Consider the following 14,612-nt stretch of genomic DNA (forward strand, 5'->3'; position numbering starts at 1 on the left):
GAGCCGAGAGGGAGACCACCGTGGCCGGCGCGCCGCTCACCACCGCACCACCGACCACGAAACAGGTCGCCACCCTCGCCGAGGGCAGCGCGATGACCGTGTCCCGCGTCCTGCGCGGCGACACCGGGGTGTCGGCGGACAGACGCGCACGCGTCGAGGCCGCGGTACGGCAGCTCGGCTACCGGCCCAACGCTCTGGCTCGCAACTTCCGGCACGGACAGGGCACCGGCACCATCGGCCTGATCGTCACGAACCTCGCCAACCCCTTCTGCGCCCGGCTCGCGCTCGGCATCGAGGCGGCGGTCGCCGAGGAGGGACTGCGGGTGGTGATCACCAACACGGCCGGTGACGCGGGCCGCGAGCGCGACGCCGGTCGGGACTTCTCCGCGCGCCGGGTCGACGGTGTGATCCTCGTCCCGGCGGGGGCCGACCAGGCGTATCTGGCCGAGGAGTTGCCCACCTCCCTGCCCGTGGTCAGCGTCGCCCGGCCCCCGACCAAATTCGAGGCGGACTGCGTCCTGGTCGACGACTTCGGCGGCGCGTACGCGGCGACCAGCCGACTGCTGGCGGCAGGACACCGCAGGATCGGCTTCCTCGGCAACCCGGCGTCGGTGTACACCGGTTCCGAGCGCTACCGCGGCTACAGCGCGGCCCTCCACAAGGCGGGCATCGACCCCGACGACGCCCTGGTCAAGCGCGGCCGGGAGGATCTCGCCTCCGCCGAGGCGGCTGCCGCCGAACTGCTCGCGCTGCCCGAGCCGCCCACCGCGGTGTTCTGCACCGACAACCGCAACACCCTGGGCGCCTACCAGGCGTTGCGGCACCACGGCGCCAGCGCGACGCTCGCGGGGTTCGACGACTTCGACCTCGCCGACGTGCTCAGCGTGCCGGTGCTGGTGGTGGACTACGACCCCGACGAGATCGGGCGCCGCGCCGCCCAGTTGCTCGGCGAGCGCCTGGCCCGCCAGGGCGCGGGAGCGCTGCCGCCGCGCCGGGTCGTGGTGCGCACCACGATCATCGCCCACGGGGAGGACCGCGGCCCGGCGCGGGACGTGTCCTAGCCGCGCGCCGCGGACAACGCGCCCCGGAAGCAGGCGCGTTGCCCGTCCGGAGCCTCGCGGTCCCCGAGCCCCGCCTCCACCGCGCCACGCCCGTCAGCCATTCGACCCGGCCGCCCACCACACCCCGGAGCCCGTACATGCACGACGACCGCAGCCTCATCGAGTCCCGCCTGGAACGCGTCCTCAACGAGCGCGTCCGCCCCGCGGTCTACGGGGAGCGGGTGCCGCTGACCGTCGGCATCTGGGACGCGCCCGACGAGCCGGTCCCGGTGGCCGAAGGCATCGCCGCGGCCCGCAGGCCGATCGCGCCCGGCGAGCCGTGGGGTCCGCCGTGGGGAACGAGCTGGCTCACCGTCAGCGGTACCGTGCCCGAGGAGTGGGCGGGCCGCACCGTCGAGGCCCTGCTGGACCTCGGCTTCGAGCGGGACACCCCCGGCTTCCAGTGCGAGGGCCTGGTCTACCGGCCGGACGGCACCCCGGTGAAGGGCCTCAACCCGCGCAATCAGTGGGTGCGCGTCGGCGACCCCGTCACCGGCGGTGAGCGGATCCTGCTGCACGTCGAGGCCGCCTCCAACCCGATCGTGCTGGACAACCCGCCCTTCCGCCCGACCGCTTTGGGCGACAAGGCGACGGCGGGCCGCGCGCCGCAGTACGTCCTGGGCCGGATGGACCTGGCCGTGCTGGACCGCACGGTCTGGGAGCTCGTGCAGGACCTCGAAGTGCTGGGCGAGCTGATGCCGGAGCTGCCCGCCGACTCGGCCCGCCGCTGGGACATCCTGCGCGCGGTGGAACGGGCGCTCGACGCGATCGACCTCCAGGACGTGGGCGGCACCGCCGAGGCGGCCCGAGCCCTGCTGGCCGACGTGCTGGCCGCGCCCGCGCACGCGTCGGCCCACCGGATCAGCGCGGTGGGCCACGCGCACATCGACTCCGCGTGGCTGTGGCCGCTGCGCGAGACCGTCCGCAAGGTGGCCCGGACCACCGCGAACATGACGGCCCTGATCGAGGACGAGCCCGACTTCGTCTACACCATGTCCCAGGCGCAGCAGTACGCCTGGATCAAGGAACACCGCCCCGAGGTCTACGCCCGGGTCCGACAGGCCGTCGCCGACGGGCGGTTCGTGCCCACCGGCGGAATGTGGGTCGAGTCGGACACGAACATGCCCGGCTCCGAGGCGATGGCCCGTCAGTTCGTGCACGGCAAGAGGTTCTTCCTGGACGAGTTCGGCATCGAGAGCGACGAGGTGTGGCTGCCGGACACCTTCGGCTTCGCGGCCGGGCTGCCGCAGATCATCCGGGCGTCCGGGTCGAGTTCGCTGCTGACCCAGAAGATCTCCTGGAGCCGCACCAACTCCTTCCCGCACCACACCTTCGCCTGGGAAGGCATCGACGGCAGCCGGGTCTTCACGCACTTCCCGCCGATGGACACCTACAACGCGGGCCTGGAAGGCCGCGAAGTCGCCCACGCCGCACGCAACTTCAGGGAGAAGGGCATGGCCGGGCGGTCGCTGGCGCCGACCGGGCTGGGCGACGGCGGCGGTGGCACGACCCGCGAGATGATCGCCAAGGCCGCCCGGCTGCGCGACCTGGAGGGTTCGGCCCGGGTGGAGTGGGAGTCCCCGGCGGAGTTCTTCGCCAAGGCCCGCGCCGAGTACCCCGAACCGCCCGTCTGGGTCGGGGAGTTGTACCTCGAACTGCACCGCGGCACGCTGACCAGCCAGGCCGGCACCAAGCAGGGCAACCGCCGCAGCGAGCACCTGCTGCGCGAGGCGGAGCTGTGGTCCGCGACCGCCGCCGTACGGGCCGGACTGCCCTACCCGTACGAGGAGTTGGACCGGATCTGGAAGACGGTGCTGCTGCACCAGTTCCACGACATCCTGCCCGGCTCGTCCATCGCGTGGGTGCACCGCGAGGCCGAGGCGACGTACGCCGCCCTCGCGGTGGAGCTGCGGTCGATCATCGACGCCGCCCAACTCGCCCTGGCCGGTGCGCCGTCGCGGGAGGGGGGCGAGGAGGGGGAGGGGGACCAGGAGGGAGAGGGGGCCCTGGTCTTCAACGCGGCCCCGCACGCCCGCGGCGGTGTCCCGGCAGGGGGCGCCGCGCCCGTCGCCGACCCCGGCGTCGACGGGACGGTCACCGCTTCGGCCCGCCCCGGCGGCGGCCACGTACTGGACAACGGCCTGCTGCGGGTCGAGATCGACGACCGCGGCCTGGTGGTGTCGGTCCACGACCTCGCCGCGGACCGCGAGACCCTCGCCGAGGGACGCCCGGCCAACCTGCTCCAACTCCACCCCGACTTCCCCACCATGTGGGACGCCTGGGACGTGGACGCCTACTACCGCAACACCGTCACCGACCTGACCGCCGCCGACCGCGTCGAGGTGACCGCCGCGACGGCCCACGCCGTCACCGTCCGGGTCGAGCGCTCGTTCGGCCACTCGCGCGCCGTGCAGGACCTCACCCTCACCGCCGGGCACAAGCGCCTGGACGTTTCCACCGAGGTCGACTGGCGCGAGACGGAGAAGTTCCTGAAGGTGGCCTTCCCACTGGACGTCCACGCCGACCGCTACGCGGCCGAGACCCAGTTCGGCCACGTCTACCGGCCCACCCACACCAACACCAGTTGGGACGCCGCCCGTTTCGAGGCGTGCAATCACCGATTCCTGCACCTCGCGGAGCCCGACTGGGGCGTGGCCCTGGTCACCGACTCCACCTACGGCCACGACGTCACCCGCTCCACAAGCGGCAGCGCCCCCGGCGCCGCCGTCACCGTGCGCCTGTCCCTGCTGCGCGCGCCCCGCTTCCCCGACCCGCGGACGGACCAGGGCGTGCACCGCTTCCGCTACGCCCTGCTTCCCGGCGCGTCCATCGGCGACGCCGTCCGCGAGGGGTACGCCATCCACCTGCCCGAGCGCCGCGTGCCGGGCGCCGCCGCGGTCGAACCGCTGGCGACGGTCGGCCACGAGGGCGTCGTCGTCAGCGCCGTGAAGCTCGCCGACGACGAGAGCGGCGACATCGTCGTACGTCTCTACGAAGCCAACGGCGCCCGGACCCGCACCACCCTCACCCCCGGCTTCGCCCTCCACACCGCCACCCCCTGCGACCTGCTGGAACGCCCCCTGACCGACCAGCCGCCCGCCGAGATCCGGGACGGCGCCGTGGACCTGCGCCTGCGACCGTTCGAGATCGTCACGCTGCGCCTGACCCCCTCGACGGACACCGCGCCGCCCCTGGCCGAGCACTGAGCCCGGCGTCGGCACCGCCCGCTGTCGGCTTGCGCTTTACGCCGCGTCAACTTCTACGGTCGTCCATGTGGCCGGAACGACCGGCCGGCGAGGGGAGGCAGGGCGATGGCCTGGTCGATCGCGGACGTGGCCCGGCTGTCCGGAGTGACGTCCCGGACGCTGCGGTACTACGACGAGATCGGTCTGCTGCCCCCTGCGGGGACCGGCCGTAACGGGCACCGCTCCTACGAGCAGCGGGATCTGCTGCGGCTGCAACAGATCCTGCTGATGCGGGAGTTGGGCCTGGGCCTGCGGGACATCGCGGCGGTCCTCGACAGGCAGGCGGACCGGGTGGCCGTGCTCCGGGAGCACCACCGGCGTCTGCTGGCGGAGCGGAACCGGCTCGACACCCTGGTCCGCACGGTCGGCCGCACCATCGCGGAGTTGGAGGAAGGAAAGGACGGGGACGACATGGCGGAGATCAACAGGCCGGAGAATCTGTTCGAGGGCTTCGACGCCTCGCGCTACGAGGACGAGGCGCGCGAGCGGTGGCCGCGCGAGTACGAGCGGTCCCGGCGGATCGCCGGCCCGCTCACGGCCGAGGACCAGGAGCGGACGCAGCGCGAGATCACGGCGCGGATGGTCCGCATGGCCGATTTCATGGTGGCCGGCACGCCAGTGGCCGACCCGGCGGTGCAGGCCGAGACGGATGCCCACTACCAATGGCTGTGCGGGTTCTGGACCCCCAGCGCGACCGCGTACAAGGGACTGGGGCAGATGTTCACCGACGACCCGCGCTTCCGTTCGGCGTACGACAAGATCGCGGCCGGGCTGGCGGAGTACCAGCGCGACGCGATGGCGGTCTACGCCGACGCCCGGCTGAGCTGACCCACCGCTGACGCCCGTCGGGCACGCGGTCGTCGCCGCTGTCACCCGCTCAGCGCGCGCCGGGCTTCAGACGGCTCGCGCGGGACTCCAGGAAGCGGCGCTCGGTGAGGCTGGCCGTGCCGCGCGCGGCCAGAAGATAGTGCTCGCGGGCGGCCGGGAGGTCGCCGGAGCGCTCCAGGAGATGGGCGCGGACGACATGGAGCCGGTGGTGGCCCTCGACGCGGGCGTCGTCGTCCAAGGTGGCCAGCAGGTCGAGCCCGGCCCGCGGCCCCTGGATCTCGGCGAGGGCGACGGCGCGGTTGAGGGTGACCATCGGGTTGGGCGCGATCCGCTCCAGGATCTTGTACAGGGTGTGCACCTGGTGCCAGTCGGTGTCCTCGGTGCGCTCCGCGGCGGCGTGCGTCGCGGCGATGGCGGCCTGGAGCTGATACGGCCCGAGCGCCGAGCGGGCCATGGCCGTACTGATCAAAGCGGTGCCCTCGGCGATCAGGTCGGCGTCCCAGAGCGTACGGTCCTGCTCGTCCAGCGGGATCAGGTCGCCGCCGGGCCCGGTCCTGGCGGCGCGGCGCGCGTCGGTGAGGAGCATGAGGGCGAGCAGACCGGCGACCTCGCCGTCGTCGGGCAGCAGCCGATCGACCACACGGGTCAGCCGGATCGCCTCGCGGGCGAGGTCGGCGCGGTGCAGCGCGGCCCCGGAAGTCGCGGTGTAGCCCTCGTTGAAGATCAGGTACAGCACGTGCAGGACGACCCGCAGCCGTTCCTCGCGCTCGCGTACCTCGGGCAGGGTGAAGCGGCTGCCCGCCGCCTTGATCCGCTGCTTGGCCCGGCTGATCCGTACGGCCATGGTGGCCTCGGGCACCAGGAACGCGTGGGCGATCTCCGCCGTGGTCAGACCGCCGACCGCGCGCAGGGTCAGGGCGGTCTGCGAGCCGGGCGTCAGCGCCGGGTGGCAGCACAGGAACAGCAGTATCAGGGTGTCGTCACCCTCCGGCGCGCCGTCCTCGCCGGGCCCCGGGCTGACGCCCGCCTCCCGCTCGGGGGACTGGGCCGCCGCGGCCGTCTCCCGCGCCTTGCGGGCGTGGTCGCTGCGGATCTGGTCGATCAGCCGGCGGGAGGCAGCGGTGATCAGCCAGCCGCGCGGATGGTCCGGCACACCGTCGGCCGGCCACTTCACGGCCGCGGCGAGCACCGCCTCCTGCACGGCGTCCTCGCACTCCTCGAACTGGCCGTGCCTGCGGACCAGCACACCGAGGACCTGCGGCGTCAGCTCGCGCAGCAGGTCCTCGGTCACGGTGTCGGTGCTCACATCTCCAATTGTCCACCGGAGAACATCACCTGGCGCACCTCGATGCCCAGCCCCTCCACCTTCGCGTCGGGGATCATCGTGGCGAGCTCCAGAGCGCGCTCGCGGTTCTCGCAGTCGACCAGGTAGAAGCCGCCGAGGTATTCCTTGGTCTCCAGGTACGGCCCGTCGGTGACGACCCGCTGCCCGTCGCGGACCCGCACGACGGCGCTCTGCGAGATGTCGGCCAGGCCCTGGGTGAGGATCATCTCGCCCGACTCGGTGACCGTGTTGATGAAGGCGTCGTGGCCGCCCATGACCTCGTTGCGCTCCTCCTCGGTCAGCGCGTTCCACACCGCCGGGTTCATGTGCATGATCAGCAGAAACTTCATCGCTACTCCTCTGTCCCGCGTGGACGCCGTCCGCGGATGCCCTGCTCGGACGTCCCGCGCGTATGTCGTACGTGTGTGCCGTACGCCGAACCCCTTCCGGGTCCGTGCACCACACAGTCGGAGCCGCGGACGGCTTCTTGACATCGGCGGCGCATCGAATTCCGGCCCGTTTCGATCCGTGCCGATACGTTTCGATCCGTACCGATCCGCTCCAATACGGCCCGGTCCGGCTCGCTCCGAAAATTCTTCCAGCCGGACCTCAAGAAGCCCGTCGCCGCTCCGACCGGTGCGGGAAAGAGACCCGACACGGCGGAGGAGCGGACATGCCGGACAACGGGGATACGGGCGCGCCGGGCGGACCGGCGGGCGGCACGAGTGGCTGGGCCTGACCCTGCTCGCCCTGCCGACGCCGCTGGTGGCGACGGACATGACCTCGCTGTTCCTCGCGCTGCCCCGAGTGACCGCCGACCTCGGCGCGAGCGGTGTCCAGCAGCGGATGTCGGGCGCGCCGCCCGACGCGGTCCCCGCCGCCGTCGGCCGTACGCTCGCCGGTGCCACCGCCGCCAGTGACCGGCTCCCGCCCGGTCCGGCCGCCGAGCCGGTGCGCACGGCCAGGTCGCCCTTCACTGCCGGGGTGAACCTCACCGGAGTCAGCGCGACCGGGGTTGACGTACGGCGGGCGCGGTCATCTAAGCTCCATTGAGTTCACAAGGACACTCATCGTTCATGTCCTTGAATTCGCCGGTGAGTGGGCGTCCCGTACGCGCCACCCGCGCGTCACCCGCATCAAGAGCCGAGAGCCGAGAGCCGAGCCGTACCGACGCCACCACCGGCCGTCCATGCCCGCAGCGCACCTAGCACGCACGGCACTTGGAGACTCCGATGGACCGACGCCACTTCCTGATCGGCGGTGCGGCACTCGCCGCGACCGCCACCGCGACCGCGATCCCCGCCACCGCGCACGCCACCGCCCGCGCCGCGGCCTCTGCCGCCGCCCCGCCCTCCCCGGTGCTGCCCTCCAGGGCGGCCGTCGTCACCGCACTGCGCCGCGTCGCCGACCACTGGATCGGCGCCCACGCCGACCCCGGCAACAACCAGTGGGCCAACGCCACTTTCTTCAGCGGCCTGACCGCCCTGTACCGGCTGACGTCCGACACCCGCTATCTGGCCTACGCGCGCTCCTGGGCCGAGCGGAACAACTACGGCCTCAACGGCGGTACGACCACCCGCAACGCGGACAACCAGTGCGCGGGCCAGGTGTATCTGGATCTGTACGAGATCGAACCCGACCCGGCGAAGCTGACCGCGATCGAGACCTGCCTGCACCGCATGGTCTACACCGACCAGGCCGGCAAGGACGACGACTGGTGGTGGGACGACGCGCTGCACATGGCGATGTCGCCCTTCGCCCGCCTGGGCGTGCTGCGCGGTGACGCGAACTACCACCGCAAGCTGCACGACCTGTACCGGCATACCAAGTCGGCCGAGGGCGGCCCCGGTCTCCACGACCCGGCCACCGGGCTGTGGTACCGCGACAAGAACTTCCTGCCCGGCGGCATCCTCTCGCCCTCGGGCAAGCCCGTGCTGTGGTCGCGCGGCAACGGCTGGGTCGCCGCCGCGCACACCAAGACCCTCAAGGCGCTGCCCGCCGATCAGGCCGACACCGCCGAATACCGCGCCACGCTCAAGGAGTTGGTACGGGCGGTCGCCGCGGTGCAGCGCACCGACGGCTTCTGGAACGTCAACCTCGCCGACCCCGCGCACTTCCCCGGCCCCGAAACGAGTGGAACCGTTTTCTTCGCCTACGGCACCGCGTACGCGGTACGCGCGGGACTCGTCGACCGGGCCACGTATCTGCCGGTCGCCGCGCGCGCCTGGAACGGCCTGCTGGCCACGGCGGTTCACCCCGACGGCACCCTCGGCTACATCCAGAAGGTCGGCGACCGGCCGGACTCCAGCCAGCCCGTGACGTACGACAGCACGGCCGACTTCGGCGTCGGCGGATTCCTGCTCGCCGGGACCGAACTCGCGGCGCTCGCCACCTGATCGCGAGCCGGGTTCGGCCAACTCCCGCACCGCGCAGGGGCTTGACGGGGGTATTAGTCCGTACCTATGGTCTGCGGTCAGTCAAGTGTTCAGAAATGCAAGCTCAGTTCACACTCAGGAACGCCACGGTGCACGCCGGGGAACACGCGCTCACCAACGCGCTCACCCGGGAACGCGCCCGCTCACGAACAGCCCCCCACTCAAGATCGGATGGTCACCGCATGGCAGGCACCCCCACGCCCTCGCCCGCGCGCCACCGCCGCCGCGTACGGCGCCCCGTTCTGCTGGTCACCGCCGCCTGTGCGGCCGCGGCCCTTGTAACCGGTTTCTCCGCCTGGCCCGGAGGCGCCCAGCGCGCCAGCGCCGCACCGGCCGCCTTCGTCCACCCCGGAGTGACCGTCTCCGCCGCCCAACTCGACTTCGCCCGCGCCAAGGTGCAGGCCAACGCCGAGCCGTGGAAGAGCGCGTACAACCAGATGATGGCCAGCTCGTACGCCTCGCTGACCCGTACGCCCAAGCCGCGCGCGAACGTCGAGTGCGGCTCCTACTCCAACCCCAACAACGGCTGCACTGACGAGCGCGAGGACGCGATAGCGGCCTACACCGACGCGCTGGCCTGGTACTTCACCCGTGACGCGCGCTACGCGCAGGAGTCCATCAAGCTGATGGACGCGTGGTCGGCGACGATCACCCAGCACACCAACAGCAACGCCCCGTTGCAGACCGGCTGGGCGGGCTCGTCGTGGTCCAAGGCCGCCGACATCATCAAGTCGACCTACACCGGCGGCTGGCCGAACGCCGGGCGCTTCGGCACCATGCTCCGCAACGTCTACCTGCCCGAGATCATCAACGGCTCGAACAGCAACGGCAACTGGGAGCTGTCGATGATGGAGGCCGCCGTCGGCATCTCCGTCTTCCTCGACGACAAGACCGACTACGACAAGGCGATGGCCAAGTTCCGCACCCGCGCCGCGGCCTATGTCTACATCGCCGCGGACGGGGCGCTCCCCAAGACGGTGCCGAGCCAGAACCTCGACACCAAGGCCAAGATCGTCAGCTACTGGCAGGGGCAGTCCACCTTCGTCGACGGGCTGACCCAGGAGACCTGCCGCGACTTCACGCACACCGGATACGGCATCTCCGCGATCTCGCACATCGCCGAGACCAGCCGCATCCAGGGCGACGACCTGTACGGCACGGACATCGGCGAGCGGCTGCGGCAGGCGCTCGGCTTCCAGTCCAAGTACGAACTGGGCACGGCGCCGCCGAGCTGGCTGTGCAACGGCAGTGTCAACCGCGGCCTCGGCCCGATTACCGAGACCGGCTACAACGCGCTGCACACCCGGCGCGGGGTCGCGATGACCAACACGCAGACCCTCACGCAGAACAACCGCCCCGCCGGTTCCAACAACCTCTTCGTGGCCTGGGAGACCCTCACGAACGCCGAGAACCCCAACTGACCCACGCGGACGGCGAATCACGCGAGGGCCGCGCTCCCCACCGGGCTGCGCGGCCCTCGTCGCGCGCTCTGCGCGGAGCTCCGCGGCCACGGCGTCCGGCAAGCGCCTGACGGACTCCGGATGTTCGGTCCCGTCAGCGGCGGCCGACAGTGTCGCCGAGAGCGAAAACCGGAGGGAATCACGCGGCGCGGTGCGTACCGTCTGCCGGATGACTCTCTCTTACGACACGGCGGGCGACGGCCCCGCACTGGTATTCCTGCACGCCGGGGTCTGCGACCGGCGGATGTGGGACCCGCAATGGCAGCCGCTGGCCGACGCCGGTTACCGCGTCATCCGCTGCGACCTGCGCGGCTTCGGCCGGACCCCCGCGCCGGACGCGCCGTACAACAACGCCGACGACGTGATCGGACTCCTCGACACGCTCGGCATCGGTCAGGCGGCGCTCGTCGGCGCCTCCTACGGCGGCAGGACCTCGCTGGAGATCGCCGCGCGCCACCCCGAGCGGGTCGGCGCGATGGTGCTGCTGTGCCCGGGAATGGCCGGGCACGAAGCCTCCGCCGAACTCGACGCGCTGGACGAACGCGAGGAGGCGCTGCTGGAGGCGGGCGACCTCGCGGGCGCCGTCGAGCTGATGGTCGAGACCTGGATCGGCCCCGAGGGCGACGAGGCCGCCCGGCGGGCCGTACGCGTCCAGCAGCGGAACGCCTACGAAGTACAGCTCGCCGCCGAGGAGTTCGACCAGCTCCGCCCGCCGTACGACCTCGCGGCGGTACGGGCGCCGTCCCTCGTCGTCTCCGGCGCCCACGACCTGGCGGACTTCCGGCAGATCGCCGCCCGGCTGCCCGGACTGCTCGCCGACGCCGGCCACCTCGAACTGCCCTGGGCCGGACACCTGCCCAGCATGGAACGGCCCGCCGCCGTCACCCACCTGCTGAAGGACTTCCTGGGGGAGCGGTGGAGCGAGACCCCGCGCGCGCCTCAGGTGACGCCGAAGGTCACCCGGTAGTCGCACCGCCCCTTGCACGACATCGTCGCCGCGTCGTCGAAGGCGTACGAATAGGCGTACGGCGCGGCCTTCTTGAACACCTGCGTGTAGTCCACCGGCCACTTCGACGGCACGCAGTTCTCCCGCCCGGCCCAGGCGCCTTGGCAGCAGTAGGTGTCCCCGCCGAAGGCCGCGCACGGCGGCTTGCAGCCGACGACCCGGCCGCCCGACATGGCCCGCATGGCGCTGGGGCAGTCCACCGGCTTGGTGCACGCGCCCTTGTAGCAGCCCGTCGCACTCACCGGATCGGCGGTCACGGTGTGCGAGATGTTGATGTACATCGGCAGATTCGCGCCGTCGACCATGCTCACGTCGTAGAAGTCGAGCCCGGCGTACGCGTCGAAGGTGAACTCACCCAGCGTGGTGGGCGGGTTGGCGCCCGAGCACTGCGACGTGCAGTCCCCGGTCAGGCACGCGCCCTGACCGCCGGACGTGCAGCCGGTACGGCCCCAGATCCGGCCGCCCCATTTGTTGCCCACGGTGAGGGACGTGCTCTGCCCCGGCCGCAGCTCCCGGCCGTTCGGATACGCGGCGGTGCCGGTGACGATCGCCCACACCGTCTCCTGCGTGCGGTTGACGACGGTGATCGTCCGCCCGCCGCCCGAACCGGCCCCGGCCGCCGCTGACTTCGGCGCGGACGGCTTCGGCGACGACGGCTTGGGACTCGGCCGCTGCGACGGGCGCGCGGTCGCCGACGGCGAGGCGGACGCGCGGGTCGCGGTCGCGGACGCCGTCGGCGACCCGGACACGGTCGGGGCCGCCGGAGCCGGAGCCGCGGCCTGGCGGGTCACCGCCTCCGTACTCGCGGACCCGTCACCGCCCGGCGAGGACGGCCAGTAGTAGACCACCCCGCTCGCGACCACGGCGGCCACGACCAGCCCCCACCAGCCCCGTACGGATCTCGTCCGCCGCCTGCGTCCCATCGTGCCGCCTCCAGCCGTGCCACGTGCATCGGTACACGTCGGAGACCCCGTGGGACGCGGCCGGATAACACAAACCGTCCGGCGACGGCATGGCGAAGGGCGGGAACACCCCCGTGGCTCCCGCCCCTGTCATTCGGACCGCAACCGCCGTCGCGCCCCGGCCGTCCGGCCGAGGCGCGGAGGAAGGGCCGGCGCCTGCCGTCCGGGATTCCGCTAGGTCTCGTCGTCGTGGAACGGGAGCCAGTTGGCGCGGCGGCGGGCCGCCTTCGGCGTGTCGATCTGCATGATCGGTTCCTGTCTGTCGGCGAACCGTCCGTGGACCGCCCTCATGGGCGACGGACGGGCCGCCCCGTGGCCGGGGTCCGCGGGTGGCGGGTCCGACCTGGGGCATGCACGGGCAAGCCTGCCGGTCACGGCGCCGGCCTGTCGTTAGCAGCCGGTCGCCTGACGACTTGGCAATGCGTCCACAACGGGCGGAGCCACCCTAGGAACCCGCGCCCGGACGTACGGACCGCTGGCGGTGGTCGGTGGGCGCCGCCCCGTGGACGGCGCGGTAGGCGCGGCTGAAGTCGGCCGCCCGCGGAAAGCCCCAGCGGGCCGCGATGAGATGGATCGGCGTCTCCAGCAGCGCCGGATCGGCCAGGTCGCGACGCGCGCCCTCCAGCCGCAGGCGGCGTATGTACGAGGCGACCGTCTCGTCCTCCGCCTGGAAGAGCCGGTGCAGGTAACTGCGCGAAATGTGGTGCACCGCGGCGATATGACGGGGCGTCAGCTCCGAGTCGTGGAGATTCTGCCGGATGAAGGACTTCACCCGCAAGGTGAGCGCCCGGGTCCGCGTCTCCGGTGTCAGCGCCGCCTCGGCGTCCAGGGCGTTCGCGAGGAGCGCCGCCACCAGGTCGACCAGCACGGCGCCCAGCCGAGGACCGTCGGAGGGCGCGTACGGCACGGTGTCCGCGGCGAGCTGGGTGAGGAACTGCGCGAGCAGCGCGCCCACGCCCTCGCGTCCGGTGATGTGCCGCCCGATCACCTTGTCCAGCCGGTGCTGCGGAAGCGGCAGCAGCACCTTGGGGATCTCGACGCCCACCGAGGAGATCGACCCGTGCCCGGTCCAGATCTCGTACGGCCGCGAGGAGTCGTTGGTGTGGATGTCGAACGCGCCGTAGGAGTTCTCCTCCCGGCCCCACGACACCCCGGCCTCACCGCTCAGCAGGAGCGAGAGGTGGTAGACCTCGGGGTCGGACTGCCGGATCAGCTTCGGGGTGCGCAGGAAGACCAGCTGCTCGAAGGTCGCGGGCCAGATCGACACCGCGCCCAGCCCGATCAGCCGCTGATGCGCCTTGAAGTCGGCCGCGCACTCGCTCTCCAGCCGCATCGGGGCGTGCGTACGGTTCATGCACTCGCGCCAGGCGTCGAATCGGTCCTCGACCGCCAGGTCCTCGCTGCGGAAGACCGTCTCCGCCAGCATCGCCACACCCACTTCCGCACCGCGACATCGCGCCGCCGACGTCGTGCCCGCCCCGGCCGTCCCGGAAAGCGGAACGTACGGCGCCGCGTCGGCGACCCCGGTGAGTTTGCCATGCGCCCCGGCGAGCCCCGCACGGCACCCGGCCGGGCCGCCGCCCCGGCACACCCTCCGGTCAGGTCCTTCGCGCGTCACCACGCCGGACGCGGTGCCCGTACTCGGCGATCAGCGGGTCGAGGTCCGGCTCACCGAATTCGGCGATCAGCGCGCGGAACGCGACCACCTTGTCCGGGCCGAACCGCGCCACCTTCCCGGCGTACGCGGCGGCGTCCAGGAACTTCGGCGGGCTCGACTTCGAATGGAACTTGTCCGCGTACATCACCAGCCGCTCCTCGACGGACCCGGCGACGTACTCACCGGGCGGGATGGGCAGCCGCTGCCGCTCGATGTCGGCGCGCGTCAGCCCGACGCCGGTGTGGTGGGAGGCGAAACGGCACAGCTCCTCCGGCAGGCCCTCCGCGCGCAGCAGCTCGTGGCCGAGCACACCGTGCCGGACGTACGCGTCGTCGCCCAGCCGGTAGACACCGATGTCGTGCAGGAGCGCACCGGTCTCGACGAGCCCGGTGTCCACCGGCTCGGGCGAACGCGCGGCCAGGTCGAGGGCGATCCGCGCCACGATCTCGCAGTGGGTGCGGACGAGGGACAGGGACTCACGGGTCGGAGCGTACTTCTCGTGCAGCGCGCGCACGCTCTCGGCGGTGGGAAGAATCACTTCCGCAGCGTATGACCCGACACCCCGCGCCGGGGGCCCGCGGGCGGCCGTACGGAG

General features: G+C 72.2%; 13 protein-coding genes. 8 read left to right on the top strand and 5 right to left on the bottom strand.

Going from position 1 to position 14,612, the window contains the following annotated elements; all coding sequences use genetic code 11:
• Positions 1-20 precede the first annotated feature (20 nt).
• From ACIO6U_RS19955 to ACIO6U_RS19965, 3 genes are all read left to right on the top strand, one after another.
• On the top strand, positions 21-1,061 hold the full coding sequence (locus ACIO6U_RS19955) for a LacI family DNA-binding transcriptional regulator (protein WP_401720763.1): 1,041 nt from the start codon (positions 21-23) through the stop codon (positions 1,059-1,061).
• A gap of 137 nt (positions 1,062-1,198) precedes the next feature.
• Positions 1,199-4,306: an alpha-mannosidase gene (locus ACIO6U_RS19960; protein WP_401720765.1), complete on the top strand. Its 3,108-nt coding sequence runs from the start codon at positions 1,199-1,201 to the stop codon at positions 4,304-4,306.
• A 105-nt stretch (positions 4,307-4,411) separates the two neighbouring features.
• Complete coding sequence (locus ACIO6U_RS19965) at positions 4,412-5,173, top strand: MerR family transcriptional regulator (RefSeq protein WP_401720768.1); 762 nt, start codon at positions 4,412-4,414, stop codon at positions 5,171-5,173.
• Between the two features lie 49 nt (positions 5,174-5,222).
• On the opposite strand, the gene ACIO6U_RS19970 is transcribed toward ACIO6U_RS19965, so the two are convergent.
• Positions 5,223-6,479 (bottom strand): RNA polymerase sigma factor, encoded by a 1,257-nt coding sequence (locus ACIO6U_RS19970; RefSeq protein ID WP_401720771.1) that lies wholly within the window; start codon positions 6,477-6,479, stop codon positions 5,223-5,225.
• Positions 6,476-6,847: a YciI family protein gene (locus ACIO6U_RS19975; RefSeq protein WP_355343632.1), complete on the bottom strand. Its 372-nt coding sequence runs from the start codon at positions 6,845-6,847 to the stop codon at positions 6,476-6,478. Before ACIO6U_RS19975 ends, ACIO6U_RS19970 begins: the two co-directional genes overlap by 4 nt.
• A gap of 286 nt (positions 6,848-7,133) precedes the next feature.
• Between ACIO6U_RS19975 and ACIO6U_RS19980 the strand changes: the two genes are divergently transcribed.
• From ACIO6U_RS19980 to ACIO6U_RS19995, 4 genes are all read left to right on the top strand, one after another.
• Entirely contained in the window at positions 7,134-7,550 is a 417-nt protein-coding gene (locus ACIO6U_RS19980; RefSeq protein ID WP_401720772.1) for a hypothetical protein, read from the top strand.
• A 179-nt stretch (positions 7,551-7,729) separates the two neighbouring features.
• Entirely contained in the window at positions 7,730-8,893 is a 1,164-nt protein-coding gene (locus ACIO6U_RS19985) for a glycoside hydrolase family 88 protein (RefSeq protein WP_401720774.1), read from the top strand.
• Between the two features lie 221 nt (positions 8,894-9,114).
• Positions 9,115-10,353, top strand: coding sequence for an alginate lyase family protein (locus tag ACIO6U_RS19990; RefSeq protein WP_401720776.1), 1,239 nt, complete (start codon positions 9,115-9,117; stop codon positions 10,351-10,353).
• A gap of 208 nt (positions 10,354-10,561) precedes the next feature.
• Complete coding sequence (locus ACIO6U_RS19995; RefSeq protein WP_391051863.1) at positions 10,562-11,359, top strand: alpha/beta fold hydrolase; 798 nt, start codon at positions 10,562-10,564, stop codon at positions 11,357-11,359.
• Here ACIO6U_RS19995 and ACIO6U_RS20000 read toward each other — a convergent pair.
• The gene (locus tag ACIO6U_RS20000) at positions 11,332-11,955 is read right to left on the bottom strand and encodes a thaumatin family protein (RefSeq protein ID WP_355343620.1); all 624 of its coding nucleotides are present in this window, start codon (positions 11,953-11,955) and stop codon (positions 11,332-11,334) included. The two genes, ACIO6U_RS19995 and ACIO6U_RS20000, sit on opposite strands and share 28 nt — an antisense overlap.
• Between ACIO6U_RS20000 and ACIO6U_RS20005 the strand changes: the two genes are divergently transcribed.
• Positions 11,939-12,238: a hypothetical protein gene (locus ACIO6U_RS20005; protein WP_401720779.1), complete on the top strand. Its 300-nt coding sequence runs from the start codon at positions 11,939-11,941 to the stop codon at positions 12,236-12,238. The two genes, ACIO6U_RS20000 and ACIO6U_RS20005, sit on opposite strands and share 17 nt — an antisense overlap.
• 567 nt (positions 12,239-12,805) lie before the next feature.
• Here the strand turns inward: ACIO6U_RS20005 and ACIO6U_RS20010 are convergent.
• Both ACIO6U_RS20010 and ACIO6U_RS20015 read right to left on the bottom strand, forming a co-directional pair.
• Complete coding sequence (locus ACIO6U_RS20010; RefSeq protein WP_355343684.1) at positions 12,806-13,786, bottom strand: helix-turn-helix domain-containing protein; 981 nt, start codon at positions 13,784-13,786, stop codon at positions 12,806-12,808.
• A gap of 172 nt (positions 13,787-13,958) precedes the next feature.
• Positions 13,959-14,555 carry an HD domain-containing protein gene (locus ACIO6U_RS20015; RefSeq protein ID WP_401720782.1) on the bottom strand — a complete coding sequence of 199 codons (597 nt, stop codon included), beginning with the start codon at positions 14,553-14,555 and terminating at the stop codon, positions 13,959-13,961.
• Between the last annotated feature and the right edge of the window lie 57 nt (positions 14,556-14,612).

Source organism: Streptomyces sp. NPDC087422, assembly GCF_044744145.1.
Classification (GTDB): Bacteria; Actinomycetota; Actinomycetes; order Streptomycetales; family Streptomycetaceae; genus Actinacidiphila.

What these genes read in the sequence shown, in the direction of transcription:
- ACIO6U_RS19995 (WP_391051863.1), top strand. Translation starts at nt 10,562, where the DNA reads ATGACTCTCTCTTACGACACGGCGGGCGACGGCCCCGCACTGGTATTC.
- ACIO6U_RS19965 (WP_401720768.1), top strand. Translation starts at nt 4,412, where the DNA reads ATGGCCTGGTCGATCGCGGACGTGGCCCGGCTGTCCGGAGTGACGTCC.
- ACIO6U_RS19985 (WP_401720774.1), top strand. Translation starts at nt 7,730, where the DNA reads ATGGACCGACGCCACTTCCTGATCGGCGGTGCGGCACTCGCCGCGACC.
- ACIO6U_RS19990 (WP_401720776.1), top strand. Translation starts at nt 9,115, where the DNA reads ATGGCAGGCACCCCCACGCCCTCGCCCGCGCGCCACCGCCGCCGCGTA.
- ACIO6U_RS19960 (WP_401720765.1), top strand. Translation starts at nt 1,199, where the DNA reads ATGCACGACGACCGCAGCCTCATCGAGTCCCGCCTGGAACGCGTCCTC.
- ACIO6U_RS20010 (WP_355343684.1), bottom strand. Translation starts at nt 13,786, where the DNA reads ATGCTGGCGGAGACGGTCTTCCGCAGCGAGGACCTGGCGGTCGAGGAC.
- ACIO6U_RS19975 (WP_355343632.1), bottom strand. Translation starts at nt 6,847, where the DNA reads ATGAAGTTTCTGCTGATCATGCACATGAACCCGGCGGTGTGGAACGCG.